24 protein-coding genes are annotated in these 24,750 nt (G+C 68.3%); 11 read left to right on the forward strand and 13 right to left on the reverse strand.

All coding sequences use genetic code 11. The features are described from left to right. Positions 1-6 precede the first annotated feature (6 nt). The 4 genes from ACFOYW_RS07595 (at position 7) to ACFOYW_RS07610 (ending at position 3,972) form a co-directional block, all read left to right on the forward strand. On the forward strand, positions 7-1,008 hold the full coding sequence (locus ACFOYW_RS07595; protein ID WP_390228243.1) for a sugar phosphate isomerase/epimerase family protein: 1,002 nt from the start codon (positions 7-9) through the stop codon (positions 1,006-1,008). Between the two features lie 89 nt (positions 1,009-1,097). After that, the gene (locus tag ACFOYW_RS07600) at positions 1,098-1,826 is read left to right on the forward strand and encodes a ThuA domain-containing protein (RefSeq protein ID WP_390228245.1); all 729 of its coding nucleotides are present in this window, start codon (positions 1,098-1,100) and stop codon (positions 1,824-1,826) included. After that, complete coding sequence (locus ACFOYW_RS07605) at positions 1,823-2,950, forward strand: Gfo/Idh/MocA family protein (RefSeq protein ID WP_390228246.1); 1,128 nt, start codon at positions 1,823-1,825, stop codon at positions 2,948-2,950. The genes ACFOYW_RS07600 and ACFOYW_RS07605 overlap by 4 nt, the downstream gene beginning before the upstream one ends. Positions 2,951-2,952: 2 nt before the next feature. Beyond that, the gene (locus ACFOYW_RS07610) at positions 2,953-3,972 is read left to right on the forward strand and encodes a LacI family DNA-binding transcriptional regulator (RefSeq protein ID WP_390228247.1); all 1,020 of its coding nucleotides are present in this window, start codon (positions 2,953-2,955) and stop codon (positions 3,970-3,972) included. A 93-nt stretch (positions 3,973-4,065) separates the two neighbouring features. Here ACFOYW_RS07610 and ACFOYW_RS07615 read toward each other — a convergent pair whose 3' ends face one another. The 3 genes from ACFOYW_RS07615 to ACFOYW_RS07625 all read right to left on the reverse strand — a co-directional run bounded on the left by ACFOYW_RS07615 (position 4,066) and on the right by ACFOYW_RS07625 (position 7,305). Continuing rightward, positions 4,066-5,076, reverse strand: a complete 1,011-nt coding sequence (locus ACFOYW_RS07615; protein WP_390228248.1) for a hypothetical protein — start codon at positions 5,074-5,076, stop codon at positions 4,066-4,068. Positions 5,077-5,272: 196 nt separating this feature from the next. Beyond that, positions 5,273-6,229: an aldo/keto reductase gene (locus tag ACFOYW_RS07620; RefSeq protein WP_390228250.1), complete on the reverse strand. Its 957-nt coding sequence runs from the start codon at positions 6,227-6,229 to the stop codon at positions 5,273-5,275. Beyond that, positions 6,226-7,305 carry an NAD-dependent epimerase/dehydratase family protein gene (locus ACFOYW_RS07625; protein ID WP_390228251.1) on the reverse strand — a complete coding sequence of 360 codons (1,080 nt, stop codon included), beginning with the start codon at positions 7,303-7,305 and terminating at the stop codon, positions 6,226-6,228. The genes ACFOYW_RS07620 and ACFOYW_RS07625 overlap by 4 nt, the downstream gene beginning before the upstream one ends. Positions 7,306-7,489: 184 nt before the next feature. Between ACFOYW_RS07625 and ACFOYW_RS07630 the strand changes: the two genes are divergently transcribed. Both ACFOYW_RS07630 and ACFOYW_RS07635 read left to right on the forward strand, forming a co-directional pair. After that, entirely contained in the window at positions 7,490-8,854 is a 1,365-nt protein-coding gene (locus ACFOYW_RS07630) for a glycoside hydrolase family 5 protein (protein WP_390228252.1), read from the forward strand. A 38-nt stretch (positions 8,855-8,892) separates the two neighbouring features. Further along, a complete protein-coding gene (locus tag ACFOYW_RS07635) occupies positions 8,893-9,777 on the forward strand; it encodes an NAD-dependent epimerase/dehydratase family protein (protein WP_390228253.1) in 885 nt (294 codons plus the stop codon). Between the two features lie 64 nt (positions 9,778-9,841). Here the strand turns inward: ACFOYW_RS07635 and ACFOYW_RS07640 are convergent, their stop codons facing one another. The 4 genes from ACFOYW_RS07640 to ACFOYW_RS07655 are packed head-to-tail and all read right to left on the reverse strand — an operon-like array spanning position 9,842 to position 13,302. Then, on the reverse strand, positions 9,842-10,192 hold the full coding sequence (locus tag ACFOYW_RS07640) for a tautomerase family protein (RefSeq protein WP_390228254.1): 351 nt from the start codon (positions 10,190-10,192) through the stop codon (positions 9,842-9,844). A 51-nt stretch (positions 10,193-10,243) separates the two neighbouring features. Beyond that, positions 10,244-11,032 carry a carbohydrate ABC transporter permease gene (locus tag ACFOYW_RS07645; protein WP_390228255.1) on the reverse strand — a complete coding sequence of 263 codons (789 nt, stop codon included), beginning with the start codon at positions 11,030-11,032 and terminating at the stop codon, positions 10,244-10,246. Between the two features lie 3 nt (positions 11,033-11,035). Further along, positions 11,036-11,971 carry a carbohydrate ABC transporter permease gene (locus ACFOYW_RS07650; protein ID WP_390228256.1) on the reverse strand — a complete coding sequence of 312 codons (936 nt, stop codon included), beginning with the start codon at positions 11,969-11,971 and terminating at the stop codon, positions 11,036-11,038. Positions 11,972-11,979: 8 nt separating this feature from the next. Then, complete coding sequence (locus tag ACFOYW_RS07655) at positions 11,980-13,302, reverse strand: ABC transporter substrate-binding protein (protein ID WP_390229581.1); 1,323 nt, start codon at positions 13,300-13,302, stop codon at positions 11,980-11,982. A 494-nt stretch (positions 13,303-13,796) separates the two neighbouring features. Here ACFOYW_RS07655 and ACFOYW_RS07660 point away from each other — a divergent pair, with 494 nt between their 5' ends. Continuing rightward, positions 13,797-14,837 carry a LacI family DNA-binding transcriptional regulator gene (locus ACFOYW_RS07660; RefSeq protein ID WP_390228257.1) on the forward strand — a complete coding sequence of 347 codons (1,041 nt, stop codon included), beginning with the start codon at positions 13,797-13,799 and terminating at the stop codon, positions 14,835-14,837. Positions 14,838-14,957: 120 nt separating this feature from the next. Next, complete coding sequence (locus tag ACFOYW_RS07665; protein ID WP_390228259.1) at positions 14,958-15,302, forward strand: tautomerase family protein; 345 nt, start codon at positions 14,958-14,960, stop codon at positions 15,300-15,302. Here the strand turns inward: ACFOYW_RS07665 and ACFOYW_RS07670 are convergent. Continuing rightward, on the reverse strand, positions 15,296-15,946 hold the full coding sequence (locus ACFOYW_RS07670; RefSeq protein ID WP_390228260.1) for a ThuA domain-containing protein: 651 nt from the start codon (positions 15,944-15,946) through the stop codon (positions 15,296-15,298). The genes ACFOYW_RS07665 and ACFOYW_RS07670 overlap by 7 nt on opposite strands. A gap of 251 nt (positions 15,947-16,197) precedes the next feature. On the opposite strand from ACFOYW_RS07670, the gene ACFOYW_RS07675 reads away from it, so the two are divergent. The 3 genes from ACFOYW_RS07675 to ACFOYW_RS07685 are packed head-to-tail and all read left to right on the forward strand — an operon-like array spanning position 16,198 to position 18,271. After that, positions 16,198-16,620 carry a tautomerase family protein gene (locus ACFOYW_RS07675; RefSeq protein ID WP_390228261.1) on the forward strand — a complete coding sequence of 141 codons (423 nt, stop codon included), beginning with the start codon at positions 16,198-16,200 and terminating at the stop codon, positions 16,618-16,620. A gap of 23 nt (positions 16,621-16,643) precedes the next feature. Continuing rightward, the gene (locus ACFOYW_RS07680) at positions 16,644-17,411 is read left to right on the forward strand and encodes an SDR family NAD(P)-dependent oxidoreductase (protein ID WP_390228262.1); all 768 of its coding nucleotides are present in this window, start codon (positions 16,644-16,646) and stop codon (positions 17,409-17,411) included. A gap of 23 nt (positions 17,412-17,434) precedes the next feature. Further along, positions 17,435-18,271: an SMP-30/gluconolactonase/LRE family protein gene (locus tag ACFOYW_RS07685; protein WP_390229584.1), complete on the forward strand. Its 837-nt coding sequence runs from the start codon at positions 17,435-17,437 to the stop codon at positions 18,269-18,271. 107 nt (positions 18,272-18,378) lie between these two features. Here ACFOYW_RS07685 and ACFOYW_RS07690 read toward each other — a convergent pair whose 3' ends face one another. The 5 genes from ACFOYW_RS07690 to ACFOYW_RS07710 form a co-directional block, all read right to left on the reverse strand. Beyond that, entirely contained in the window at positions 18,379-20,148 is a 1,770-nt protein-coding gene (locus tag ACFOYW_RS07690) for an IlvD/Edd family dehydratase (RefSeq protein WP_390228263.1), read from the reverse strand. Further along, a complete protein-coding gene (locus ACFOYW_RS07695) occupies positions 20,145-21,257 on the reverse strand; it encodes a zinc-binding dehydrogenase (RefSeq protein ID WP_390228264.1) in 1,113 nt (370 codons plus the stop codon). Before ACFOYW_RS07695 ends, ACFOYW_RS07690 begins: the two co-directional genes overlap by 4 nt. A 122-nt stretch (positions 21,258-21,379) precedes the next feature. Further along, on the reverse strand, positions 21,380-22,300 hold the full coding sequence (locus tag ACFOYW_RS07700) for a carbohydrate ABC transporter permease (protein WP_390228265.1): 921 nt from the start codon (positions 22,298-22,300) through the stop codon (positions 21,380-21,382). A gap of 1 nt (position 22,301) precedes the next feature. Continuing rightward, positions 22,302-23,267, reverse strand: coding sequence for a carbohydrate ABC transporter permease (locus ACFOYW_RS07705; protein ID WP_390228266.1), 966 nt, complete (start codon positions 23,265-23,267; stop codon positions 22,302-22,304). Positions 23,268-23,298: 31 nt separating this feature from the next. Beyond that, complete coding sequence (locus ACFOYW_RS07710; RefSeq protein WP_390228267.1) at positions 23,299-24,639, reverse strand: extracellular solute-binding protein; 1,341 nt, start codon at positions 24,637-24,639, stop codon at positions 23,299-23,301. Positions 24,640-24,750: the final 111 nt, after the last annotated feature.

Below are 24,750 nucleotides of genomic sequence, written 5' to 3' on the forward strand. Positions count from 1 at the left end.
CACATCATGGCACGACCCGTCACCCTGTTCACCGGCCAGTGGGCCGACCTGCCCTTCGAGGAGGTGGCTCGACTCGCCGGCGAGTGGGGCTACGACGGCCTCGAGATCGCCTCGTGGGGCGACCACCTCGACCCGAACCGCGCCGCGACCGACGACGACTACGTCGCGGACCGGCTCGCGATCCTCGAGAAGAACGGGCTCAAGGTGTACGCGATCTCGAACCACCTGAAGGGCCAGGCGGTCTGCGACGACCCGATCGACCAGCGGCACCGCGACATCCTGCCCGACTCGATCTGGGGCGACGGCGACCCTGAGGGCATCCGGCAGCGCGCCGCCGAAGAGGTCAAGAACACCGCTCGCGCCGCGGCGCGACTCGGCGCGAAGGTCGTCACCGGGTTCACCGGGTCGTCGATCTGGAAGTACGTCGCCATGTTTCCGCCGGCCTCCCAGGAGCTGGTCGACGCCGGCTACCAGGACTTCGCCGACCGCTGGAACCCGATCATCGACGTGTTCGACGAGGTCGGCGTGAAGTTCGCGCTCGAGCCCCACCCGAGCGAGATCGCCTACGACTACTGGACGACCAAGGCCACCCTCGAGGCGATCGGGCACCGCGAGTCGTTCGGCCTCAACTGGGACCCGTCGCACATGGTCTGGCAGGACCTCGACGCCGTCGGCTTCCTCTGGGACTTCCAGGACCGCATCTACCACGTGCACTGCAAGGACACGAAGAAGCGCCTGAACGGCCGCAACGGCCGGCTGTCCTCGCACCTCGCGTGGGCGGACCCGCGCCGCGGCTGGGACTTCATCAACACCGGTCACGGCGACGTCCCGTGGGAGGACGCGTTCCGCATGCTCAACGCCATCGGCTACGAAGGCCCGCTCTCGGTCGAGTGGGAGGACGCCGGCTTCGACCGCCTGAAGGGTGCGCCCGAGGCGCTCCAGTTCGTCCGGGAACATGCGATCGAAGCATCCGCCACCGCATTCGACGCCGCGTTCAGCACGAAATAGGCGCGGCGCACCAACTACACAGCGCACTGACTACACAGCGCACCAACTACACGGCGCACTGACTAAAGAAGAGAAGAGAGAACCAAGATATGGCGCAGCGCAACGCGCTCATCGTCCGCGGCGGCTGGGACGGGCATGAGCCCGTCGAGACCACCGACTCATTCATCCCCTTCCTCGAGGAGCACGGCTTCCGGGTCCGCGTGTCGGACTCGACCGCCATCTATGCGGACCTCGACTACCTCGACACCGTCGACCTGATCGTGCAGGTCAACACGATGACCACGATCGAGAAGGGCGAGTTCGCGGGCCTGCGTCGCGCGGTTCTGAACGGCACGGGTCTTGCGGGCTGGCACGGCGGGATCGCGGACTCGTACCGCAACAACGCCGACTACCTGCACATGATCGGCGGCCAGTTCGCGCACCACGCTGCGGCTCAGCCTCCCGCCGAGCGCCAGGGCGAACAGGCCGACAACTACCAGCCGTACACCGTGCACATCACCGAGCTCGGAAAGACCCACCCGATCACGCAGGGCATCGAGGACTTCGACCTCGTGACCGAGCAGTACTGGGTGCTCTCCGACGAGTACAACGACGTGCTGGCGACGACGACCCAGGCCGTGCGCTCGTGGGACGCGTGGAACCGCCCGGTCACCGCGCCCGCCATCTGGACCCGCCAGTGGGGCAAGGGCCGGATCTTCGTGTCGGCGCCGGGGCACAAGCTCGACGTCGTCGAGGAGCCGCACGTGCGCACCATCATCGAGCGCGGCCTGCTCTGGGCGGCGCGCGGCGCTGAGGTCGCGCAGGGGGTGACCGCGTGAGCGGTGAGGGCACGGATGCTTCGCCGCTGCGCGTCGGCGTCATCGGCGTCGGCGTCATCTCCAAGCAGTACTTCGCAAGCCTGCCGAAGCTCGCGAACCTGAAGCTCGTCGCGGTGGCGGACATCAACGAGGCGAGGGCCGCCGAGGTCGCCGCCGAGCAGGGCGTCGTCTCACGCACGGTCGACGAGCTCCTCGCATCCGATGACATCGACGCGATCATCAACCTGACGATCCCCGCCGCACACGTCGAGGTCGGCCTGCGCGCGCTCGCCGCGGGCAAGCACGTGTTCGCCGAGAAGCCGCTCGGGCTGTCGACCGCTGAGGCGCGGGCCCTCATCGACGCCCAGAGCGGCGTCGACGCGAACGGCAGGGGCCTGCGCGTTGGCAGCGCTCCGGACACGGTGCTCGGCACCGGCATCCAGACCGCCCGCCGCGTCGTCGACGACGGCACGATCGGCGAGGTGCTCGGCGCAGCGGTGCACTGGTCGGCGCCGGGGCACGAGCGCTGGCATCCGGCCCCCGCGTTCTACTACCAGCCGGGCGGCGGCCCCCTCTACGACATGGGGCCGTACTACCTGACGAGCCTCGTGCACCTGCTCGGTCCGGTGAAGCGGGTCTCGGGCGTCGCACGGCGCTCGGCCCGCGAGCGCGTCATCGGCTCGGGCCCGAACCAGGGCGAGGCCATTCCGGTCAACGTCGACACGCACATCACCGCACTGCTCCAGCACGAGTCGGGCGTCGCATCGACCGTCACCGTGAGCTTCGAGGTCTGGGCGACGCGCTCGCCCAAGTTCGAGGTCTACGGCTCGCTCGGCACGGTCGCCGTGCCCGACCCGAACCGCTTCTCGGACCCGGTCGAGGTCTTCACCGCCGGCGCCGAGGACTGGGTCGAGGTTCCGGCATCGGCCGGCTACCGCGACGCCGGCCGTGGCTACGGGCTCTCGGACCTGGCTGCGGCGCTCGCCAGCGGTACGCCGCACCGCGCCTCGGGCGAGATCGCGTTCCACGTGCTCGACATCATGGAGTCGATCATGACGGCCGCCGCCTCGCACGAGATCGTGGAGCTGACGAGCACGGCCGAGCGTCCCGACATCGTCCCCCTGTCGGACACGCCAGCCGGGTAATCATGCCCGCGCAGGAAGGTGACCGCGCGACGCTCGCACGCGTCGCGGCGGAAGCCGAGGTGTCGCTGTCGACCGTGTCGAAGGTGCTGAACGGCCGCGGGGGCGTCGGCGACGACACCCGCGCCCGCGTCGAGACGCTGCTGCACGACCACGGGTACAACCGGCGCGGCTCGGCGCACGTCAGCACGCTGATCGAGCTCGTGTTCGGCGAGCTCGGCACTGAGTGGACCCTCGAGGTGCTGCGCGGCGTCGAGCGCGTCGCGAAGGAAAGCGGCCTGTCGGTCGTCGTCACTCAGAGCGGCGACCGGCGGGGGCCTGCGCCCGACTGGGTCGAGAGCGCACTCGAGCGGAGCCCTGTCGGGGTCGTGCTCGTGCTCTCCGGGCTGCCCGACGAATCCGTTCGCCAGCTGCGCGTGCGCAACATCCCGTTCGTGATCATCGATCCGGCCGGCGATCCGCCGCCCGGTGTTCCGTCGGTGGGCGCCGCGAACTGGTCCGGCGGCATGGCGGCGGCGCGGTATCTGATCGAGCTCGGGCATCGCCGCATCGCGGTCGTGTCCGGCCCCGACGACATGCTGATGGCCCGCGCGCGCCTCTCCGGCTTCCGCTCGGCGCTGGACGCCGCGAGCATCGCGCTGCCGTCCGAGTACGTGCGCAGCGGCGAGTTCCACCGCGAAAGCGGGCTCGAGGCGGGTCGCGAGCTGCTCGCACTGCCTGAGCCGCCGACGGCCATCTTCGCGTCGAGCGATCTGCAGGCGCTCGGCATCTACGAGGCGGCGCGGGAGCGCGGCGTGATCATTCCCGACCAGCTGTCGGTGATCGGATTCGACGACCTCCCGGTTGCGGCGTGGGTGGGGCCGCCCCTGACCACGGTGCGGCAGCCCACTGCCGAGATGGCCGAGCAGGCGACGCGGCTCGTGCTGGGCTCGCGCGACGCATCCGCCGGTACTCAGCAGCTGCGTCTCGACCTCGCGACGGAGCTCATTCCGCGCGACAGCACGGCGCCGCCGCCGCCGCTTTAGCGGCCCGCACGCCGTCAGGTGCGCCGGGCGGACTCAGGTGCGCCCGGCGGCGGTCCGCCCCGCGCACCTGAGTCCGTCCAGCGCACCCATCCCTCACCAGGGGCGCCCGAAATAGCGCGAGGCGCGTGTTGCGGGGAGGCCCCGAGCGATCAGCAGACCCCGCAGCGAGACCGGGCGCACGAGGTACGACCACGTCCAGCGGGCGACGTCGCGCCCGCGGCCGCGCAGATAGTCCTCGCGGAGTTTCTCGTCGATGACGGCCTCCCTCGCGTCCCGCCCCGCCAGGAACTCACTCTTGCGGAACTTCGCCAGCCCGTCGAACTCGCCGATCAGCCCGAACTCCGGCCACTCGAAATCCGTGTAGAACCACCGCCCCCGGCCCCTCGGCGCGGCATGCCGAACCTGAAGCAGAGGCGCGGGGAATCCGAAGTCATCGAAGAGCACGCGACTGACGGACTCGCCGGGGGAGCCGGACGCCGCGTCGGCGAAATCGATGACCGCATGTGCGCGCGCTTGGTTCCGAACGGCGACGGATGCCTCGAGCGCGTCGCGCACCCACTCTTTGACCACGCGCTGATCGGGGTGCGCCCGTTCGGCGTTGAGGGCGAAGTCCAACGCGGTGACCGCCTTGCTGCGAGGCAGCCACTTCGCGGCGTCGGCCAGGGTGCGCGCGGGGGAGGTGACGAAGAACTCACCCCAGGGCTCGACGTCCTCGTCGCGGAACGCGTCGCGGTGGACGAGCGTGTCAGCGCCCGGCCGCCGCGTCGACGACCGCGGCTCGAGCAGTTCGATGCGTCGGGGTTCGTCGCCGAGCCGGGGGAGGCCATGGATAGCCAACGCCGTTTCGCCCGCGAACACGACCGGGCCGCGGTGCGTGAGCCCGACCGCCGCGGCCTCCTCGAGAAAGCGTCGACGCGACTCTGCGGGGCGCTGCTCCGAGGCGAGCTCGCCCAGTTCCGGCAGTCGCTCGCGATAGATCGCGCGGCGCAGCCGCTGCAGCTCGCCACGGGCGGCGGCCCTGCGCGCCGCGGGGTGATCGGGAGCGCGGGGATCCGTTCGGCGGACGTCGATGAGCCGACTCAGGTCGGGAGCTGATGGAGTCATGCGACAGGGATACTCGGCCCAGTCCCGCTGCGGGCCCCTCCCCTCGTGAATGGTGAAGAGAACGGACGCCTCGCCGCCTGTGCTGGGGAAGAAGGCTTCGCCTCGGGTGCGCCGGGCAGACTCGTGTGCGTCGCACGGCCCGCCGTTCAGCCCATCTGGGTCTGGCCGGCGCACTCGGCGCACCTGGCGCGGTCGGCTAGTTGAGCCAGAGGGATGCGTCGGGCACGAGCTCCTCGAGCTCGGGCCAGAGCTCCTCCGGGATCTCCACGGTCGCGTACTCGACGGTCTGCGCCACGCGCTCCGGCGAAGACACTCCGACGACCGTCGTGTCGACGAACGGCGCCCGCAGCGAGAACTGCAGGGCGGCGGCCGCGAGGGTCACCCCGTGGCGCTCGCACGCGTCCCGCATGGCACGCGCGGCGGCGGCCACCCGGTCGTCGCGCTCGCCGTAGCCGTACTTCGTCTGCGTCTCTGGGCCCTTGGCGAGCATGCCGCCGCCATAGGGCGCGGCGTTCGCGACGCCGATGCCGCGGGCGTGCGCACCCTCGAACAGCACCTGCGCCGAGCGGTCGAGCAGGGTGTACCTGTTGTGGCTCAGGACGACGGAGAAGGCATCCGTATCGAGATACTGCTGCAGCAGCCCGACCGGGCCGCCCGCGACGCCGAGGTGATCGACGAGGCCGGCCGCGCGCAGCTCGAGCATCGCCTCGACGGGGCCGCCCGGCGCGATGCCGTCCTCGAACGGAATGCGCTCGGGGTCGTGCAGGTAGAGCAACGGCACGCGCTCGACCCCGAGCCGCTCGAGGCTCTCGGCGTACGACGCGCGCACCCTGTCGCCGTCGAAGGCTCCCGTCTCGGGGTCGGGGTCGACCTTGGTCGCCAGCACGACGTCGGCGGGCAAGCCGCCGCGGGCCCGGATCGCGGCCCCGATGCGGCGCTCGGCAGAGCCGTCGTCGCCGTAGCCGTTCGAGGTGTCGATGAACCGGATCGGGCTGTCGAAGACCGCCTCGACCGTCGCGATCGCGCGCTCGTCGGACACGTCATAGCCGTACAGCCGCTTCATGCTCGCGAGCGGGCTGGTGCCGACGCAGAGCGTCGTGACGTCGAGCCCGGTCGACCCGAGCGGATGCGTGGGCAGCACGGCGGCGCTCATTCCGCGGCACCCGCGCCCGCAGTGACAGGGGCCGGCGCGCGATCTGCGAAGGCCTGCCGTGCGGCGTGGTAGCCGTCGACGATGCGGTCGAAGAGCGACTCGGTGTCGGTGTCGCCGCGCGCGAGCTCCGGGTGCGCCGCGCGCCACTCGAGCATGCGGCGAACCGAGCGTTCGAACGTGAGCTTCGGAGCGAACCCCGGCACGAAGCGCCGGATCTTGGTGTTGTCGAAGAGCGCGGAATGCCCGAGGTCGCTGACGAACTCGCCCGACCAGTACCACTCGGGTGCGACCACGGGGAAGAGCTCGCTCGCGATGTGCACGAGCTTCGGCTCGACACCGAGCCCCTCGGCGAACAGCGTGTACACCTGGTCCCAGGTCAGCACGTCGTCGCCCGTGATGTGGAAGGTCTCGCCGATGGCGCGCTCGCTGCCGAGCAGGCCGACCAGGCCCTGAGCGAAGTCCTCTGCGTGGGTGAGGGTCCACAGCGAGGTTCCGTCGCCGTGCACAGGGATCTCGGCACCGCGGGCGATCCGATCGATGACCGTCCAATCACCCGGAAGCGGCGGGTGCGCGTCGTCGTACGTGTGGGACGGCCGGATGACGGTGACCGGGAATCCGCTCTCCTGATACGCGCGTGCGAGCGCCTGCTCGGCTCGCCACTTCGCCACCGCATACGGCAACGGCGCGTTCGGGCCGGTCGGAGTGGATTCGGTGATCGGCACGACGCGCACCGGCTTCGCGTAGATCGACGCGGAGCTCACGTGAACGTACTGGCGCGTGCGCCCGGCGAACAGAGCGACCATGCGCGCCACGTCGTCTTCGTCGTACGACAGGAAGTTGACGACGGAGTCGAAGCCGCGGCCGTCGATGGCGGCGAGAACGGATGCGTCGTCGTGGATGTCGCCGGTCAGCCACTCGACGCCGTCCGGAAGCTCGCGCGCGCTGCGGTTGATGGCGCGGTTCAGCACCGAGACGGCGAACCCGTGCGCCGTGGCCAGACGCACGCACGACGCACTGATCGTGCCTGTTCCGCCGATGAAAAGGACCCGTAATGGGGCGCCGTCATAGTCGTGCATCTGTGGTTCTCGCTTTCTCGTCGTCGAGCGCATTCGCCTTCTGAAACTATTTCGCATCGGGCGGCCACTTGTCCATCTGCATCGTCGCTGAGCGATGGAGGCTCCACATCTGACCCGAGCCTAAACTTTTATGTGAAGTTGCGGTAGGGTTTGCGAAAAGGTTTCCAGACAAAGGAGTCTCACGGTGAACCAGGTCCCGCCTCGACCCCTCGCCACGCGCGGGGCGGCATTCATCGACGGATTCGGGGTAGAGCGGCGGTTGCGCGGCGTGTGCGTCGGCGGCTGGCTCAACATGGAGAATTTCGTGACGGGCTACGCCGCCAATGAATCGCTGATGCGCGCCGAGCTGCGCCGAGTGCTCGGAACGGAACGCTACGAGCGATTCTTCGATCGGCTGCTCGAAGCGTTCTACGGCGAGAAGGATGCCGAGTTCCTCGAGGCGAACGGCTTCGATCTGGTGCGCATTCCGGTCAACTACCACCACCTCGAGCACGACGACAAGCCGTTCGAGATCATCGAGGAGGGGTTCCGCCACCTCGACCGCGCGATCGAAGTGGGCGGCCGGCACGGGATCTACTCGATCATCGATCTTCACGCGCTGCCCGGCTCGCAGAATCAGCACTGGCACTCCGACAACGCGACGCACCTCGCCGCCTTCTGGGACCAGCGGTCCTTCCAGGAGCGGGCGATCAACATCTGGCGTGCGATCGCGACCAGATACAAGGGGAACCCGTGGGTCGCGGGGTACAACCTGATGAACGAGCCGGCGGATGCGACGGGAAAGAAGGTCGGCCCCGTCTACCGCGAGATGTTCGACGCGGTGCGAGCGATCGACCCCGACCACATCGTGTTTCTCGACGGCAACACCTACTCGACCGACTTCAGCATGTTCGACGACGAGCCCTGGCCCAACACGGTGTACTCGCTGCACGATTACGTCGAGGCGAGCCTCGGCCGTGGCGGCCCGTACCCGGGGAAGGGGAAGGCGCTCGAGAAGTTCCTCACGCGATCCGAGTACGCCCGGCGCAGCGGCACCCCGATCCTCGTCGGCGAGTTCGCCCCTATTTATGTCAACGACGAGGCGGTCGACGTGACGCGGCGGCAGATCCTCGACGATCAGCTCGAGATCTACCGCGACCATGGCGCCAGCTGGACGTCGTGGATGTACAAGGACCTCGGGCGTCAGGGCCTCGTCAATGTGACCGCGGACTCACCGTACCGGCAGCGAGTGGGCGCCTTCGTCGCCAAGAAGGAACGGCTCGGCATCGATCAGTGGGGCAGCGACGGCTGGGGGCTGCGCGAGATCACCGAACCGGTGCAAGAACTCGTCCGAACCGAGGCGCCGCACTTCGACCCGTACCCGTGGGGTCGGTTCGACTGGGTGCGGACCCTTCTGCTCAACATCACCCTCGCGCAGCCACTGGCCGTGGAATACGCGGAGTTGTTCCGCGGACTCTCCGACGCCGAGCTGGATGCGCTTGCCGACTCGTTCGCCTTCGAGAACTGCGAAGTGCGGGAGTCCCTCCGCGCGCAGCTCGCCGCAGGCTGATCCGGCGGCGAGGAGCGGAGGCGGTCGTGAGAGTCTTCGTGACGGGAGGCACGGGCTTCGTGGGTTCTCACGTCGTTCCCCGGCTTCTCGCGGACGGCCATGACGTGACCGTGCTGGCGCGAAGCGCACGCCGTGCCGCCATCTACGAGGACGTTCCTCGCGTGTCGATCGTGCGCGGAAGCCTCGAGGACGATGAGGTCGTGTCGAATGCGCTCGCGGGCCACGACGCGCTGGTCCACATCGCGCTCGGGCGCGGCGCGACCCCGGTCGAGCGCGTGCTGGCCGACACCGTGCCGTCGGTACGTCTCTTCGAGGCGGCGGCGCAGCGCGGGGTCTCGCATCTCGTTCACACATCGACCGTGGGCGTGTACGAGCATCGGCCGGGTCGGTACGGCGACGCGGACCCCACGCGGCCGACCCACAGCTACGGCGCCACGAAGGCGGCGGTCGAGAACTATGCGTTCGCGATCGCCGACGAGTACGGCGTGCGCGCGAACATCATCCGGCCCGGGTACACCTTCGGCGCTCCCGAGCTCGCCGGCGCGCCGATCCAGAGCATGCCCGAGCTGCCCGAGATCGCACGGCAGGCCGCCGGCGGGGACACGATCACCGTCACACGGAATGCCGGCCTGCAGTTCATCGCGGCCGCCGACCTTGCCGCCGTCTACTCGGCGGTCCTTGCGTCGGAGAGCCTGAATCGACGCACGTTCACAGCCCTGAGCCCGCGCTTCATCACCTGGGCCACGATCGCCGGCTGGGCGCAGGTGGAGACCGGGTCGGCCAGCCGGGTCGTCATCGCCGACGAGGGCGTGGAACTCGCCGCACTCACCTTTGATGTGAGCGCGATCGAACGCGAGTTCGGCCTTTCGTTCGAAGCCGAACCGGCTCTGCGGGCACACCTTCGCTACCTCGCGAACCTCTGAACTTCAGGCGTCTGACTCTCGCGGTCAGTGGCCTGCCGCCCGAGCCTGGCGGCAGGCCCACGTCCTACAGGCGTCCCGCGTACCAGTCCTCGTAGCCGTTCTCGAGGATCACGATCCGCAGGTCCTCCGGCTGCACACCCAGGTCGTGGACGCGCCGCTCGATCGCCGAGTACAGCCCGCGCTTCGTCGCCATGGGGTACCGGTGGACCATCGTGATGCGAATGACCATCGGATGCCCGCCGCTCGCGCCGCCCAGCCGGACCTCGCCCGGCGCATGCGGCCGGTGGACCTGGAACAGATCGTCGGCGGGGATGTCGAGTGCCTCGATCTGCGCGTCGTGGATCGACTGGGACAGCTTCTCGCGAAGGTCACCGTAGGCGTCCTCGTCAAGGTCGATCTGGATGAACGGCATCATGCTCCTCTGTATGTCGGTTGGGGTGTCGCGTGCGTTGGGGGGAGGGGCCGCTCACTTGATCGCGCCCGCGGAGAGGCCGCGTTCGAAGAGCCGCTGCAGCGCGACGTAGGCGACGACCTCCGGAATCGCAGTGAGCACCGCCGAGGCGAGGACCTTCGTCTGGTCGTCGCTGAACTGGCTGATGAAGAACTGCGGGATCTGGGTGATCGTCTGGTGCAGCGGGTCTGCGAGGAACACGAGCGGCAGCAGGTAGTCGTTCCACGCGTTGATGAGGGTGAAGATCATGACCGCCGCCGCGATGGGGCGGGTCAGCGGAATGACCAGATACAGGAATCCGCGCATCGATCCCGCGCCGTCCACGCGCGCCGCCTCGAACAGCTCGTTGGGGATGCCGTTGATGAAGTTCCGGCTGAGCAGCACCGCGAACGGGATCTGCAGCGCCGCGAGCGGCAGGATCACGGCCCAGTAGGTGTTGTAGAAGCCGACTGCGGTGGACATGACGAACAGCGGCGTGATGAGGACGACCTCGGGCAGCGTCAGGCAGGCGAGAAGCATCCAGAAGTAGACCTCTCGGCCCCGCAGGTGCAGCTTGGAGAATCCATATGCTGCGAGCATCGTCAGAACGTAGACGATGAGGATCGTCGAGCCCGCGATGATGGCGCTGTTCAGGAAGAAGCGATAGAAGCCGGGCACTCGCGTGACCGCGAGGTAGTTGCCCCACCCCTTGCCGGCGAACGAGCCCTGCACCATCGCGACCAGCGGGAACAGGAACGGCAGGATCATCAGCGTGAGCACGATCTGAAGGACGACCTTGCCCCACTTCGTGCGAATCTCGAACATGGTTCAGCCCCGCACCCTTCTCGTCCCGCGTTCTCTGCCCTGAGCCTGCAGGGTGATGGCCATGCCGAGCGCGAGCAGCAGCAGCACGATGGATGCCGCCGAACCGTAGCCGACCTGGGCGAGCGGGATGCTCACTCGGTAGATGAAGGTGCCGAGGAACTCCGTCGCGAAGTTCGGGCCGGCGAGGGTCACGAGGTACGGCACGTCAAAGGTCTTGAGCGCCCCGATCGCGCTGAGGGTCGCAAGCGCCACCGTCGTGCCACGCACCATCGGCCAGATGATGTTGGTCAGCGTGCGGAAGTTGCCGGCGCCGTCCAGTCGGGCCGCCTCGAGAATCTCGGGATCGATCTGACTCATCGCGGCGAAGTACAACACGAAGGTCACGCCCGTCTGGCCCCAGATCTGAATCACGATGATGGCGCCCAGCGCGGTCGACGACTGGGCGAGCCAGGGCTGCGCCAGCGCGCCGAGTCCGACGTGCTGAAGGACCCAGTTGAACTCGCCGTCCGCAGCGAACAGCTGCCGGAATACGGGTGCCATGATCGCCGGCGCGATGACGACAGGGACGAAGATGACGATGCGGTACAGCACGCCGAGCTTCGGCCCCGAGTGCAGCAGCGCCGCGAACACGATCCCGAGGAACGTCTGGACGACGAAGGTGATCACGAAGAACACCACCGTGTGCTCCAACGCTCCCCAGAAGATCGGGTCCGTGAACAGCTGCGTGAAGTTGGCGAACCCGACCCGCTGGGGATCGGGTGCCGATCCGTTCCAGTCGAGCGTCGAAATGTACCCGGTGTACCCGATGCAGAAGTACATCAGCCCCGCCGAGACGATGAGGGCCGGGAGCACCCACGGCAGCCCAGTCGGCAGGAGGCCGCGTCGGCGTCGTCGGTCGGTGGTCCGTGTCGCGCGGACGGCGACTGCTGCGTCAGCCATTGTCAGTATCAGTCTCCGCTGGTGGCCGTGCGCTGCAGCGTCGCAGCGGCTTGCTGAGGTGATGCCTTGCCCTGGGCGACCGACGTCGCCGCGACACCGATGGCCTGTGCGAGCTGCGAGGAGACCGAGGACAGCCGCGGCTCGGTGACGGTCGTCGTCGTCTTGATCAGCTGCTCGAGGTTCGGCTGCTGGTCGGTCTTCGACACCAGCTGCAGGCTGGTCCAGTCGGGCTGCACTCCGTTGAGCGCCGGGATGTCGTTCAGCACGTTGGCGACGACCTGCTGGCCCGCCTTCGACGTGGTGAGCCACGTCACGAAGGTCTCCGCGGCCGCCTGGTTCTTCGACTTCGCGTTGACCGACAGGCCGTAGTCGGAGTCGCCGTACATCGACGGCGTGTTTCCGTTGCCCGCGACGTCAGGGAAGGGGATGGCGATCATGTCGAACGGCTTGGCGTTGGCGACACCGGCCGCCGAGACCGCGGCCGTGGCACCCGCGGTGGTTCCGTACTGCATGTACCAGGTGCCCATCATGACCATCGCGTACTTCCCCGAGAGGAAGGCGTTGTTGGCGTCGGGGTACTGCTGGAGGCCGAGGGCGCCCTTGTTCATGATGCCGTCGGAGAACATCTCATGCCAGATCGTCAGCGCCTGCACGATCGTGGGGTTGTTCCACTTCATCTTCCCCTCAGACGCCGCCGTCCAGACGCCCGGCTTGACGCTGTCCGCGATCGACTGGAGGGTGTCCTGGTCGAACGCGACCTGGCCCGCGCCCTGCACGAAGCATCCCTGGTTGTGCGATGCGAGGGTGCTGCAGACGCTGGCCCACTGGGCGAGCGTCGTCGGCGCCTTCAGTCCGTACTTGTTGAAGATCGCCTGGTTGATCCAGAGGTTGCCGGCGAACGTCGACCCGATGGAGAGGCCCGCAAGCTTGCCCTTCACGGTCAGGCTGTTGATTCCGATGGGGGCGACCTTGGACTTCCAATCGCTGCCGAGCGCCTTCTTGACGGAGGAGCTGAGGTCGACCGCGTTCTGGTAGTACTCGCTCACCGACCCGATACCGCCGCCGGGGGCCACGTCGAAGACGTCGGGACCGACGCTCGACGCGATGGCGGGACGCAGGCCGGCGTCGTAGCCGGAGATCTGCAGTTGCTTGAACGTGACGTGGATGTTGGGGTAGGCCTGGTTGAACGCCTTGATGTACTGCGTTGCCGAGGTGGGGTCGGGGCTCCAGCCCCACCACGTGAGGTTTCCCTTCGTGGCGGAACCGCTGGCCGTCGTCGAATTGGCCGATCCGGTGCACCCGGCGATGCCGAGAGCCGCGACGGCGGCCATTGCCACGGCTGCGAGAGTACGAACGCGCAGCTTGTGCGCGTGGGACCTGAGTGACATGAGCTCTCCAAATGGGCATGTGATCGCCGGCGTCTCGTGATGCCGGCCACAGAGCGACGATTCGCGCCATTGCGACGTGTGCCGCCGACTCGGTGAGCAATGAATGGTGGGTGCGACCGCGATGTGTCTGCCCGATGGGAGCCGATGACGCGGACGCGCTTCGTGGGGTGGGGCTCTCTCCTTTGTGAGGCAACGCTGCCTTGGAGGCGACCCGTCCGATGAGGGGCTGATCGCTCTGGCGTTCAAGGTAAGCCTCGGTAAGATCCGTGTCAATGTTTCGTTATTGCTTTGACACTGTTTCAAAGACCGTGACGGGCATCGGCGCCGCAATCGGCCCGCAATCAGCCCGCTACAGGGACTTTTCGTGCCCGCGTCGATGCGGAAACAGTTTCACGCGGTGATAATTCAGTGCCGGGATCGCGAATAAACTGCCCGTCATGAACCCTCAGACTGGCCCTGGCCGAAGCACGAGGACGACGCTTGCCGTGATCGCGAGCGACGCGGACGTCTCGATGGCGACCGTCTCGAAGGTCCTCAACGGGCGTCCGGGCGTGGCGCACGAGACTCGCGATCGTGTGCAGAGCCTGCTCCTCGCCCACGGTTACCTGAAGCCGGGTAGCGAACGAACCGTCGCCCCGTTGATCGAGATCGTCTTCAACGAACTCGAAGACGGGTGGTCGCTCGAGCTGCTCCGCGGCTCGGAAGAGGTGGTCCGCGAGAACGGCATGAGCCTCGTGGTCACCAAGAGCGGCGACCGTCACACGCCGGCTGCGGACTGGATCGACGGCGTCGTGAAGCGGCGCCCCTTCGGCGTCATCCTGGTGCTCTCGGACGTGGCGGATGAGCAGAAGCGCCGGCTGCGGCGCCGGAACATCCCGTTCGTGCTGGTCGACCCGTCCGGCGAGCCGGCGGCCGATGTGCCGTCGATCGGCTCGGCGAACTGGTCGGGCGGCGTGCTCGCGACGAATCACCTCATCTCGCTCGGCCATCGGGACATCGGCGTGATCGCCGGACCGCAGGACGTCACGAATGCGCGCGCCCGCCTTTCGGGCTTTCGCGCGGCGATGGCGGATGCCGGAATCCCGGTGCGTGAGGAACTGATCGTGCCCGGCAACTACCACATCGACAGCGGACTCGAGGGCGGCCTCCAGCTGCTCTCGAACCCGAGGCCGCCGACGGCGATCTTCGCGACCAACGATCTCCAGGCGCTCGGCGTCTACGAGGCGGCGCGGTCCAAGGGCATCGTCGTGCCGGACGACCTGTCGGTGGTCGGCTACGACGACGTGCATTTCTCCGCGTGGGCCGGTCCGCCGCTCACGACCATTCACAACCCACTGGCCGAGATGGCAGCGGAGGCGGCGCGCCTCCTCATCCGCTTCCGCAACGAAAATCAGCTGGACAGCATCCGGCGTGATCTTGCCACCTCGCTGGTTCTGCGCAAGAGCACGGCCGGCGTTCGTGAACGCGCGGAACGATAGAAACAGTTTCGTGAATGCTGCGACATATTGTCCGCGGTTTTTCCGGGCGCTAACGTGTACGCGCGAGCACGCCTCGCAGTTGTGAAACCGAACGACGATGGTGTCGCTAAGGAGCCGAACATGCCACTGGTCGCAATCGACCTGCCCCGCACGATGTACGACGCGAACGCCGATGCCGTCAGCGCGGGCCTGACGCAGGCGCTCGCAGATGCGTTGGGCGAGCCCGCGGAGGAGACCATCCAGATCTTCACCCCGTACGACGACACGAATCCCCCCACGCGATTCGCCGGTGGCGCGGGAGGCGATGTCATCGTCGGCATCACGCTCGCGCGCCGGTACTCGTACGACGACAAGCAGGAGCTGTACAAGCAGGTCCTGGTCCAGCTGGGCCGCGTCGGGCTCGACCCGTCGAGCGTCCACATCCCGCTGACCGAGAACAACGATTACGACTGGTCAGCTCACTGAAGCGGCTGCTTCGTCGCCCAGCGCGCGCCGCGGGTGATGATCGCGCGGTGAGCGGCTGAGTCGAACGACCGTGCGTCGTGGCCCAGCGTGTCCACGACGATCCGCGCATCCCCGAACTCGCGCGCCCACACCAGCGGGTGGACCACCCCGTCCAGTTCGTGCGCCGCGAACGGCGAGACGTCGTCGGCGACGCGCAGCCGGCTGTAGCGTTCGTCGACGAGCTCGAAGTCCTGGAGCCCGGCCGCGATGGAGTGGCGTTCGGGGAAGGCGATGATGTGGGACTGCCCGACCGGCGGATGTCCCGAGCCCTCGACCCACGCCATGCCCGTGACCTGCTCCCACTCGGGAATGCGCGCGAGACCCGACGCGCCGACGTGGAGAGCGATCACGCCGCCGCCGCGGTTCAGGAAGGCGAGTATGCCGGCGCGCGCCGCCTCGCGCTTGTCGGAATCCGGACCGGAAGCGGCGTTCGACACGATCAGGTCAACGCCGGCGAGCTCGGCGGCCGCCTCTTCCACGTCTTCGCGCACGCTCACGTCGAAGCCCTCGGCCCGGAGGATCTCGGCCACCCGCTCCGACGTCTCGGCGAACGGATGCCACGGGTCGGAATAGTCGCCGCCGCCTGAAAGTATGACCGCCTGCATGATCGTCGTCCTCCTCGTCGACATCACGCGCTCGCGTGCGCGCTGACACCAGGTTGGAGCGTGACAGCGCGAAAGTCCATCACGTGCAATGACTTAACTTTTCAGCGGGTTTCGTCGGCTGCGGGGCCGATATCCCTCCGCAGCGCCCGCACCCTTGACCGTGCGCAGGCAGCGAACTTAAGCTGTCGCCCATCGGAGGCGCAGAAACTTCGTCGCCGCCCGAGGAAACTTTTGACAAGGGAGTCAGTACAGTGCCGTACATCCAGATCGAGCTAGATGAAGAGCTCTACGAAGCCAAGGGCGACGAGATCAGCGCGGCGATCCACGCCGCACAGTGGGAGCAGCCCGAGCTCGGAATTCCGCAGAGCGACCTGTTCCAGATCTTTCGTCCCCGGAAGGCCGGCGAGATCGTCTTCGACCCGAGCTACAACAGCGTCGACCGGCGCGCCCTGATCGTGCTGCAGGTGCTGCTCGTCTACCGCCACCCGCTGTCGCAGAAGCGAGCGCTCTACGAGCAGATCGTCGCCAAGCTGGGGGCGCTCGGCATCCGATCGGAGGACATCCTGATCTCGCTCGTCGAGAACGGCTTCGAGGACTGGAAGCTCGGCGACGCCACCGAGGCGGCCAAGGCGGCACTCGCTGCCGAGCGCGAAGCCGAGGTCGTTCGCGACTGATCGCCAGCTCGGAAGCCGGCACGATGACTGATTTCGCCCGTTACCCCTCACTCGTCGGCCGCACCGCGTTCGTCAGCGGCGGGGCGACCGGGCTCGGGGCCGAGTTCGTCACGCAGCTCGCGGCGCAGGGGGCACGCGTGGCGTTCGTCGATGTCGACACGGATGCCGGAAGCGCGCTCGCCGCGAGCATCGTCGAGCGTGGTGATCCTGCGCCGCTCTTCCTGCCGGTCGACGTGACCGACGTCGGCGCGTTGCAGAGGGCGATCGTCGAGGCATCCGATCGGCTCGGTCCGATCACGGTCCTCGTCAACAACGCCGCGAACGACACCCGCCGGCCGGTCGACGAGATCGACGTGGCGGGATGGGACGCCGGCATCGCGGTGAACGTGCGTCACCAGTTCTTCGCCGCGCAGGCCGTGCGCGAGCAGATGAAGGGCGCGGGCGGCGGCTCGATCATCAACCTCGGCTCGATCAGTGCGCACATCGACTTGGTCGAGCTGCCGGTGTACATCACGGCGAAGGCCGGCATCGAAGGGCTCACGCGCACCCTGGCGCGCGAATTCGGCCCTGACGGCATTCGCGTGAACTGCGTCATTCCCGGGTGGGTCATGACCCCGCGCCAGCTCGAGAACTGGGTCGGCGACCCCGAACGGGCGAAGATTCTCGCCGCGCAGAGTGTGCCGGAGCTGCTGTACCCCGCCGATGTCGCGAGGATGGTGCTGTGGCTCGCCGCCGACGACTCGCGGCTCTGCACAGGTCAGAAGTGGGTCGTGGACGGGGGTTGGATGTGAAAGCGGAACAGCTGGGCGCACCGGTGACGTGGCATGGCGAGGGCCCGTGCTGGGACCCTGTCGGTGAACGCATGTTGGTGGTCGACCTCAGCGCGGGCGCCGTCGTCGATGTGACCGCCCCGAGCGATCCCGTGCGCCATCAGCTGCGCTCGGGCGTCGCGGCGGTCGTGCGGCCGCGCCGTGGCGGCGGATTCCTCGTCGCCGGCAAGCACGGCTTCGACCTCTTCGATGCCGACTTCCAGTTCGAGCGCGAGCTCGCGCACGTGTTGGACGACCCCGCGGTGCGGCTCAACGAGGGCGGCTGCGACGCGGCGGGGCGGTTCTTCTGCGGCGGGATGGCGTATGCGGGAACGCCGGCCGCGGCATCCGTCTATCGTCTCGAACCCGACGGTGCGACCTCCGTTGCGTTCGACGGCGTCACCATCTCGAACGGCCTGCAGTGGAGCCTCGACGGAACCCGCGCGTTCTATATCGACACGCCGACGCACCGCGTCGACGTCTTCGACTACGACGTCGCAGACGGCACGTTCCACGACCGGCGCACCTTCGCCGAGCTGAGCGGCGTCAGCGGCTCGCCCGACGGCATGACGATCGACGCCGAGGGCGGGTTGTGGGTCGCGTTCTGGGGCGGGGGAGTGGTGCGGCGGCTCGACCCCGAGTCGGGCGCCGTGACCGAGGAGGTCGAGGTGTCCGGCGCGGCCCAGACGAGCGCGTGCGCCTTCGGCGGGGAATCCCTCGACACGCTCTACATCACCACCTCGCGGCAGGACCTTCCCGACGATGTCGACCCCGCTGCGGGCGCGGTCTTCGCAGTGCGTCCCGGCACCCGCGGCACCCCGTTGCCTCAGTTCGCCGGCTGACCGCCCGACGCCCAAATGCGTCCGGCGGACCCGGGTGCGCCCTACGGCCGCCCGTAGAACGCACCTGAGTCCGTTCGGCACACCTGGGGCGGCGCGGCGCGGCGCGCCTAGTGCGACTCGCGCGTGACCTCCGACCCGCTCGAGCCGACCAGGAAGTCGAGGTCGGCGCCGGTGTCGGCGCCTTGCACATGCTCGATGTAGAGCTGCTGCCAGCCGCGGTCGGCCTTCGCGAACTCCGAGACCAGCCGGTACGCGGGCTTGCGCGCCTCGAGCTCCTCAGCCGAGACGAGCAGCTCGAGCTTCCGGTTCGGCACGTCGAGCGAGATGAGGTCGCCGTCCTGCACCAGTCCGAGGACGCTGCCGGGCGACGCGGCCTCGGGCGCGACGTGCAGCACCACCGTGCCGTACGCGGTTCCAGACATGCGGCCGTCTGAGATGCGCACCATGTCGCGCACGCCCTCGCGCAGCAGCTTCGGCGGCAGGGGAGTGTTCGCGACCTCGGGCATGCCCGGGTAGCCCTTCGGGCCGCAGCCGCGCAGCACGAGCACGGACGACGCGTCGACATCGAGGTCGGGGTCGTCGATGCGTGCGTGGAAGTCCTCGATCGAGTCGAACACGATGGCGCGGCCCGTGTGCGTGAGCAGTTCGGGCGAAGCGGCGGATGGCTTGATCACGGCACCGCGGGGCGCGAGGTTTCCGCGCAGCACGGCGATGCCGGCCTCGTCCTGCAGGGGGTTCTCGCGCAAGGAGATCACGTCGCGGTCCCACACGGTGTGGCCGCCGAGGAACGAGGTGAGGGGCTGGCCGAGCACGGTGTTCGCGTCCGGGTCGAGCAGGTCGGTCACCTGGTCGAGCACCGCGAGGAAGCCGCCCGCACGGAAGAGGTCCTCCATGAGGTAGCTGCCCGACGGCTGCAGGTTGACGAGCAGCGGCACGGCGCCGCCGATGCGGTCGAAGTCCTCGAGCGTCAGGTCGATGCCGAGGCGTCCTGCGATCGCGAGCAGGTGCACGACGGCGTTCGTCGACCCGCCGATCGCGGCGAGCGCGATGATCGCGTTGTGGAACGACTCCTTGGTGATGACCTGCGAGATCGTGCGCTGCTCCCGCGCGAGCTCGACGGCGAGCCGCCCAGAGGCGTGCGCGGCTTCGAGCAGCCGGCTGTCGGGGGCCGGAGTGCCGGCGACCCCGGGGATCGTCATTCCGAGCGCCTCGGCCATCAGCCCCATCGTCGAGGCGGTGCCCATGGTGTTGCAGTGCCCCTTCGAGCGGACCATCTGCTTGTCGAACCGCTCGAACTCCTCCGCGGGCAGGGTGCCGGCGCGCACCTCTTCCGACAGCTGCCAGACGCCGGTGCCGCAGCCCGAGCGCTCGCCGCGGAAGTAGCCGTTGAGCATCGGGCCGCCCGGCACGACGACGGCGGGCAGGTCGACGGATGCCGCACCCATGAGCAGCGCGGGAATGGTCTTGTCGCAGCCGCCGAGCAGGACGGCCGCGTCGATCGGATTCGCGCGCAGCATCTCTTCGATCGACATCGCCGCCATGTTGCGCCACAGCATCGCGGTCGGCTTCACGAGCGTCTCGCCGAGCGACACGACGGGAAGGTTCACGGGTACTCCGCCCGCCTCCCACACGCCCTGCTTGACGTACTCGGCAACCTCGTTCAGGTGCATGTTGCAGGGGGTGAGGTCGCTGGCGGTGTTCGCAATGGCGATCTGGGGCCGGCCGTCGAACGCGTGGTCGGGAACTCCGCGCCGCATCCACGCCCGGTGGATGAACGGGTCGCGCCCCTCGCCGCCGTACCAGCCCTGACTACGCATCGTCGCGTCCTCCTTGTTGTCGTGTGCTTTCATCTTCGCCCTCGGCACGCTGCTCGTCACGGCACGAGGATGCCGCGACCGACCGCGCCGGCGACGAGGTGCTCATAGGCGGCCGCGACCTCGGCGAGAGGCATCCGCTCGCCGAGCAGCTTGTCGACCGGCAGCTTGCCCGCGAGATACAGGGCGAACAGCCGCGGCAGCTCGATGAGGGGGTTGCTGGAACCGTAGAGCGAACCGATGACGCGCTTCTGCCGCTGCACGAGCTGGTTGAGCGGCACGGGGAACTCGGTGTCGGCCGCGCCGAGTCCGACGGCGACGAGCGTGCCGCCGGGTGCCGTGCAGTCGAGCGCCTGTCGCAGGGTGGCCGGCCGGCCGATCGCCTCGATCGCCCACGGCACGCCGCGGCCGGCGGTGAGGCGCAGCACTTCGGCCACGACATCCGTCTCGCGTGCGTCGATCACGTGGGTGGCGCCGAGCTCGCGGGCCAGGTCGAGTTTGCGCTGGTCGACGTCGACGACGATCAGCGGATGCGCGCCAGACAGCGCCGCGCCCATCACGCTCGACAGGCCGACCCCGCCCGCTCCGATGATGAGCAGCGGCTGGCCCTGCGCCTTGCCGACCACGTTGAAGACCGCGCCGACGCCGGTGATCACGGCGCAGGCCGACACGGCGGCGACTTCGGGTGGCACGCCGTCCGGTACGACGACGGCCGCGTTCTCGTTCACGACGACCTGTTCGGCGAAGCACGAGACGCCCATCAGGTGGTGCAGCTCGCCGCCGCCCGGCAGGCTGAGGCGGCTCGTGCCGTCGGGGAGCCCGCCCGTCGCCGCCTGCACCGCGCCGCGCTCGCACAGCACCGGATTGCCGCTGATGCACGCATCGCAGACGCCGCAGCGCGGCCGCCACAGCAGCGCGACCCGGTCGCCGATGGCGATGCGACCGGATGCGCCGGGGCCGAGCTCCTCGACGATGCCCGCCCCCTCGTGGCCGAGCACGAGCGGCAGGGGCGCCCTCAGGTCGCCCGTCATGTAGTGGTAGTCGCTGTGGCAGACGCCCGCGGCTTCGATGCGCACCCGAATCTCGCCGGCCCGTGGCGCGGCGAGCTCGACCTCTTCGATGACGGGCGGCGTGCCAGGGGAGCGCAGGACGGCGGCGCGCACCGTGGTCACTCCTGTACCGTACGGACGATGTGCGGCGGTTGCGGGGTGGGCATGCCTGTTGACCTCACTGTCACTCTCAGCCCACGAAAAGTTTCGTACCCTCGGCGGTATTTTTCGCGAGTGAAATCAGGCTACCCCTTGAGACCGCTGCCCGTCACGCCCTCCACGATCTGCCGCTGGAAGATCAGGTACAGGATGATCAGCGGCAGCGCCGCGAGGATCGCCCCGGCCTGAATGTCTGCGTAGCGCTGCCCGAAGCTGCCCTGCACGGTCGCGAGCCCGACCGGAATCGTCATCAGGTTCGGGTTCGACAGCACGAACAGCGGCAGCAGCAGGTTGTTCCACACCCCGACGAAGGTGAGGATCGTGACCGCCGCGATCACCGGCCGCGACAGCGGCAGCACGACCGACCAGTACACCCGCCAGCGGCTGGCGCCGTCGATGCGTGCGGCCTCCTCGAGCTCGTAGGGGATGCCGTCGAAGAACTGCTTGAAGATGAAGACCGCGATCACGGCGGGAACCTGCGGGAAGATCACCGACCAGTAGGTGTTGAGCAGCGACATCGCGTTGAGCAGCTGGAAGATCGGCACGATGAGCACCTGGGTCGGGATCATGATGCCGAGGATCACGAGCAGATAGGTGAGGTTGCGCCCGGGGAACCGGAGCCTCGAGAGCGCGAACGCCGCCATCGAGGCGAAGAACACGGTGAGGAACGCGGTGATCACCGACGTGACGCCGCTCGCGATGTACCAGTTCCAGATGTCGCCGGCTTGGAAGAACGACGCGTAGGAGTGGAGTGTCGGGTTCCAGTCCTTGAGGATCGCCGAGGCGCCGAGCGCCGCGGTGCCGTTGTCGGTGAGCGAGGTCTTGAGTGCGAACAGGCTCGGAATGAGCCAGATGATCGCGAAGACCACGAGCACGATCGTCGACACGATGCGGAAGGTCCTGCCACTGGTCGCGGTCCCTGCGCGGACGGTGGCGGGTGCCGCCGCCGAGATGTAACGGGTGTTGCTGCGTCGCGCGGCGGGGGCCGCGCTCGTCTGCGTGGTCATCTCAAGCCTCCCTACGTGCGGCGGAACGGTCGAGCAGCTGCCGGATGACGGCGACAGCCACGATGACGATGAAGAGCAGGACCGAGGCGGCGGATGCTGCGCCGACGCGGTTGTCGGTGAACGCGGTGTTGGTGATGAGCCCGAGGGCCACCTGCGTCGAGATACCGGGGCCGCCGCTCGTCATCAGGTACACCTGGTCGAAGATCTTGAGGCTCGCGATGATCTGCAGCAGGATCACGAGCGTCGTCGTGCGGCTGAGCAACGGCAGCGTGATGTAGCGGATCTGCGCCCAGTTGGATGCGCCGTCGACGGCCGCGGCCTCGTACAGCTCGCGCGGGATGTCCTGCAGTCCCGCAAGGTAGAGGACGAAGTTGAAGCCGAGGGTCCACCACACGGTCGCGATCGCGATGCCGATCATCGCGGTGTTCGGGCCGGCGAGCACACCGTTGCCGGGGGTCATGCCGAAGCCGCGCTCCACGAGCGCCCAGAGGCCCGTCGCCGGCGTGAAGACGAACACCCAGATCAGCGAGATCGTCGCGCTGGGCAGGATGTACGGCATGAAGAACGCGAGCCGGTAGAACCACTGCCCATGCCGCACGCGGTTCGTCAGTACGGCGAACACGAACGCGAAGATCACGAGCGGCGGCGTCGTGTAGATCGTGAACTGCAGCGTGTGCCACAGCGCGCTCCAGAAGTCGGGACGCGTCAGCATTTCGGCGTAGTTCGCGAAGCCGGCGAACGAGCCGAGGTCCGTGTGCACCATCGACGTGTTGAAGAAGCTCGCGATGATCATGTAGACGGTCGGGCCGATGAGGAACGCCAGGTAGAAGATGCCGAAGGGGGCGAGGAACAGCCAGGCTCGGCTGGTGTCCCCGCGCCGCAGTGGCGAGCGCGAGAGAGGCACGGCCGCCTTCCGCTCGGCGCGGGGCCGGGCGAGAGCTGCAGCGGGTGCTTGGGCGGTGGTCACGTCGTTGTACCTCCGGTTCGAAAGGGAAGGCTCAGAGCGGGCTGGGGGTGTTGAGGTACACCCCGAGCTGGCTGGTGATGGACTGGCGCGCCTGCGCCGGGGTGTGGACGAGCTGCTGCACGAGGCCGAGCTCGGCGCCGACGATGCCCTCGAAGGTCGACCCCGAGCCGCCGTACCAGGCCGGGTCGTCATAGACGGCGTACTGCGCGGCCGAGGCGTAGTGCGCCTGCGGCGTGAGCTTGTGGTAGGCGGCGCTGGTGGCGATCGGCTGGTATGCGGGAACGTGACCGCCCTGCGCCCAGGTCATGCTCTGCTCGAGCATCGACTTGATGAATGTCATGACCTGCTGGCGCTGCTCGGGCGTGCGGTCCTTCTTCGGCAGCACGAAGGTGTGCGAGTCGGCCTGCGCCGCTCGCTTGTCGTACAGCATCGGGATCGGCGCCATGTCGAAGTGCGCTCCCTTCACGAGCTGCCCGGTGGTGAGCTCCCACTCGCCCTCGAAGTAGAAGCCGGTCTTGCCGGTGAAGACGTAGGACTCGGCCGTGGCGTAGTCGAGTCCGCTGTTGACCCAGCCCTTCTTGACCCAGCTCTGCAGACGGGACGTGACGTCGTCGAAGACGTCCCAGTTGACGGTGAGCTTCGCGCCGTTGTCGGAGATGAACGGCGTCGCGTCGTTGTGCTGGTTGTAGAACGTCGTGAAGACGCGCCAGGGGGTGGCCGTCTCGCCGGCGACGTTCGCGATGGTGAGCGCGGGGCCTTTCGTCACGTTGTGGATCGCTGCCAGTGCCGCCTCGAACTTGTCCATGCCGTCGAGGGACACGATGAGGCCGTCACTGCCGAGCAGGCCGGCCTTCTTCAGCACGTCGAGGTTGTAGAACATCACGACGGGGTGGGTGTCGAGCGGGATCGCGATGGTCTGCCCGTCGGTCTGCTGCGCCTTCCACGGCGTCTGATTGAAATCGGATGCCTGCAGCCCGACCAACGCGAGATCCTGGTCCGTGATCGGGTCGAGGATGCCGCCGTCCCACAGCGGCTTGGCGCGGGTGAGGTGGGAGATCGCGACGTCGGGCGGCTTGTGCCCCACGGTGGCGAGGGTCAGCTTCGAGTAGTACGGGTTGCCCCAGGCGAACGTCGTCGACTGCAGCGAGGATGCGCCGCCGTGACCCTTCTGATAGCCGGCCTCCATCGTCTGCATGCGACTGCCGTCGCCGCCGCCGAACAGGTTCCAGTAAACGAGCGTTTTGGGGTTCAGCTGTGCGCCCACCAGGCCGGCCGAGACCGAGCTGGCGCAGCCGGCGAGTGCGGGAAGGGCCAGCCCCGCCAGGCCTGCGGCGAGAAAACCGCGCCTGCTGAGTCCGGTTCCATGCGCCATCGATGACCTCCTCGTCATGCTCAGGCGCCTCGTTGCGCCGAGCTTTGATGCGTCTGTGGCTGTGGTCGCGTCTCTCGACTCGACCCATTGCGAGAGCATTACATCGTTGGA

The sequence above is a fragment of the Gryllotalpicola reticulitermitis genome (assembly GCF_042651345.1).
Classification (GTDB): Bacteria; Actinomycetota; Actinomycetes; order Actinomycetales; family Microbacteriaceae; genus Gryllotalpicola; species Gryllotalpicola reticulitermitis.

Excerpts from the sequence above, each read along its gene's own strand:
- ACFOYW_RS07625 (WP_390228251.1), bottom strand. The coding sequence starts at position 7,305 with ATGCACGACTATGACGGCGCCCCATTACGGGTCCTTTTCATCGGCGGA.
- ACFOYW_RS07670 (WP_390228260.1), bottom strand. The coding sequence starts at position 15,946 with ATGCAGGCGGTCATACTTTCAGGCGGCGGCGACTATTCCGACCCGTGG.
- ACFOYW_RS07640 (WP_390228254.1), bottom strand. The coding sequence starts at position 10,192 with ATGATGCCGTTCATCCAGATCGACCTTGACGAGGACGCCTACGGTGAC.
- ACFOYW_RS07610 (WP_390228247.1), top strand. The coding sequence starts at position 2,953 with ATGCCCGCGCAGGAAGGTGACCGCGCGACGCTCGCACGCGTCGCGGCG.
- ACFOYW_RS07710 (WP_390228267.1), bottom strand. The coding sequence starts at position 24,639 with ATGGCGCATGGAACCGGACTCAGCAGGCGCGGTTTTCTCGCCGCAGGC.
- ACFOYW_RS07615 (WP_390228248.1), bottom strand. The coding sequence starts at position 5,076 with ATGACTCCATCAGCTCCCGACCTGAGTCGGCTCATCGACGTCCGCCGA.
- ACFOYW_RS07600 (WP_390228245.1), top strand. The coding sequence starts at position 1,098 with ATGGCGCAGCGCAACGCGCTCATCGTCCGCGGCGGCTGGGACGGGCAT.
- ACFOYW_RS07650 (WP_390228256.1), bottom strand. The coding sequence starts at position 11,971 with ATGGCTGACGCAGCAGTCGCCGTCCGCGCGACACGGACCACCGACCGA.
- ACFOYW_RS07620 (WP_390228250.1), bottom strand. The coding sequence starts at position 6,229 with ATGAGCGCCGCCGTGCTGCCCACGCATCCGCTCGGGTCGACCGGGCTC.
- ACFOYW_RS07660 (WP_390228257.1), top strand. The coding sequence starts at position 13,797 with ATGAACCCTCAGACTGGCCCTGGCCGAAGCACGAGGACGACGCTTGCC.
- ACFOYW_RS07595 (WP_390228243.1), top strand. The coding sequence starts at position 7 with ATGGCACGACCCGTCACCCTGTTCACCGGCCAGTGGGCCGACCTGCCC.
- ACFOYW_RS07700 (WP_390228265.1), bottom strand. The coding sequence starts at position 22,300 with ATGACCACGCAGACGAGCGCGGCCCCCGCCGCGCGACGCAGCAACACC.
- ACFOYW_RS07655 (WP_390229581.1), bottom strand. The coding sequence starts at position 13,302 with ATGGCCGCCGTCGCGGCTCTCGGCATCGCCGGGTGCACCGGATCGGCC.
- ACFOYW_RS07665 (WP_390228259.1), top strand. The coding sequence starts at position 14,958 with ATGCCACTGGTCGCAATCGACCTGCCCCGCACGATGTACGACGCGAAC.
- ACFOYW_RS07680 (WP_390228262.1), top strand. The coding sequence starts at position 16,644 with ATGACTGATTTCGCCCGTTACCCCTCACTCGTCGGCCGCACCGCGTTC.
- ACFOYW_RS07645 (WP_390228255.1), bottom strand. The coding sequence starts at position 11,032 with ATGTTCGAGATTCGCACGAAGTGGGGCAAGGTCGTCCTTCAGATCGTG.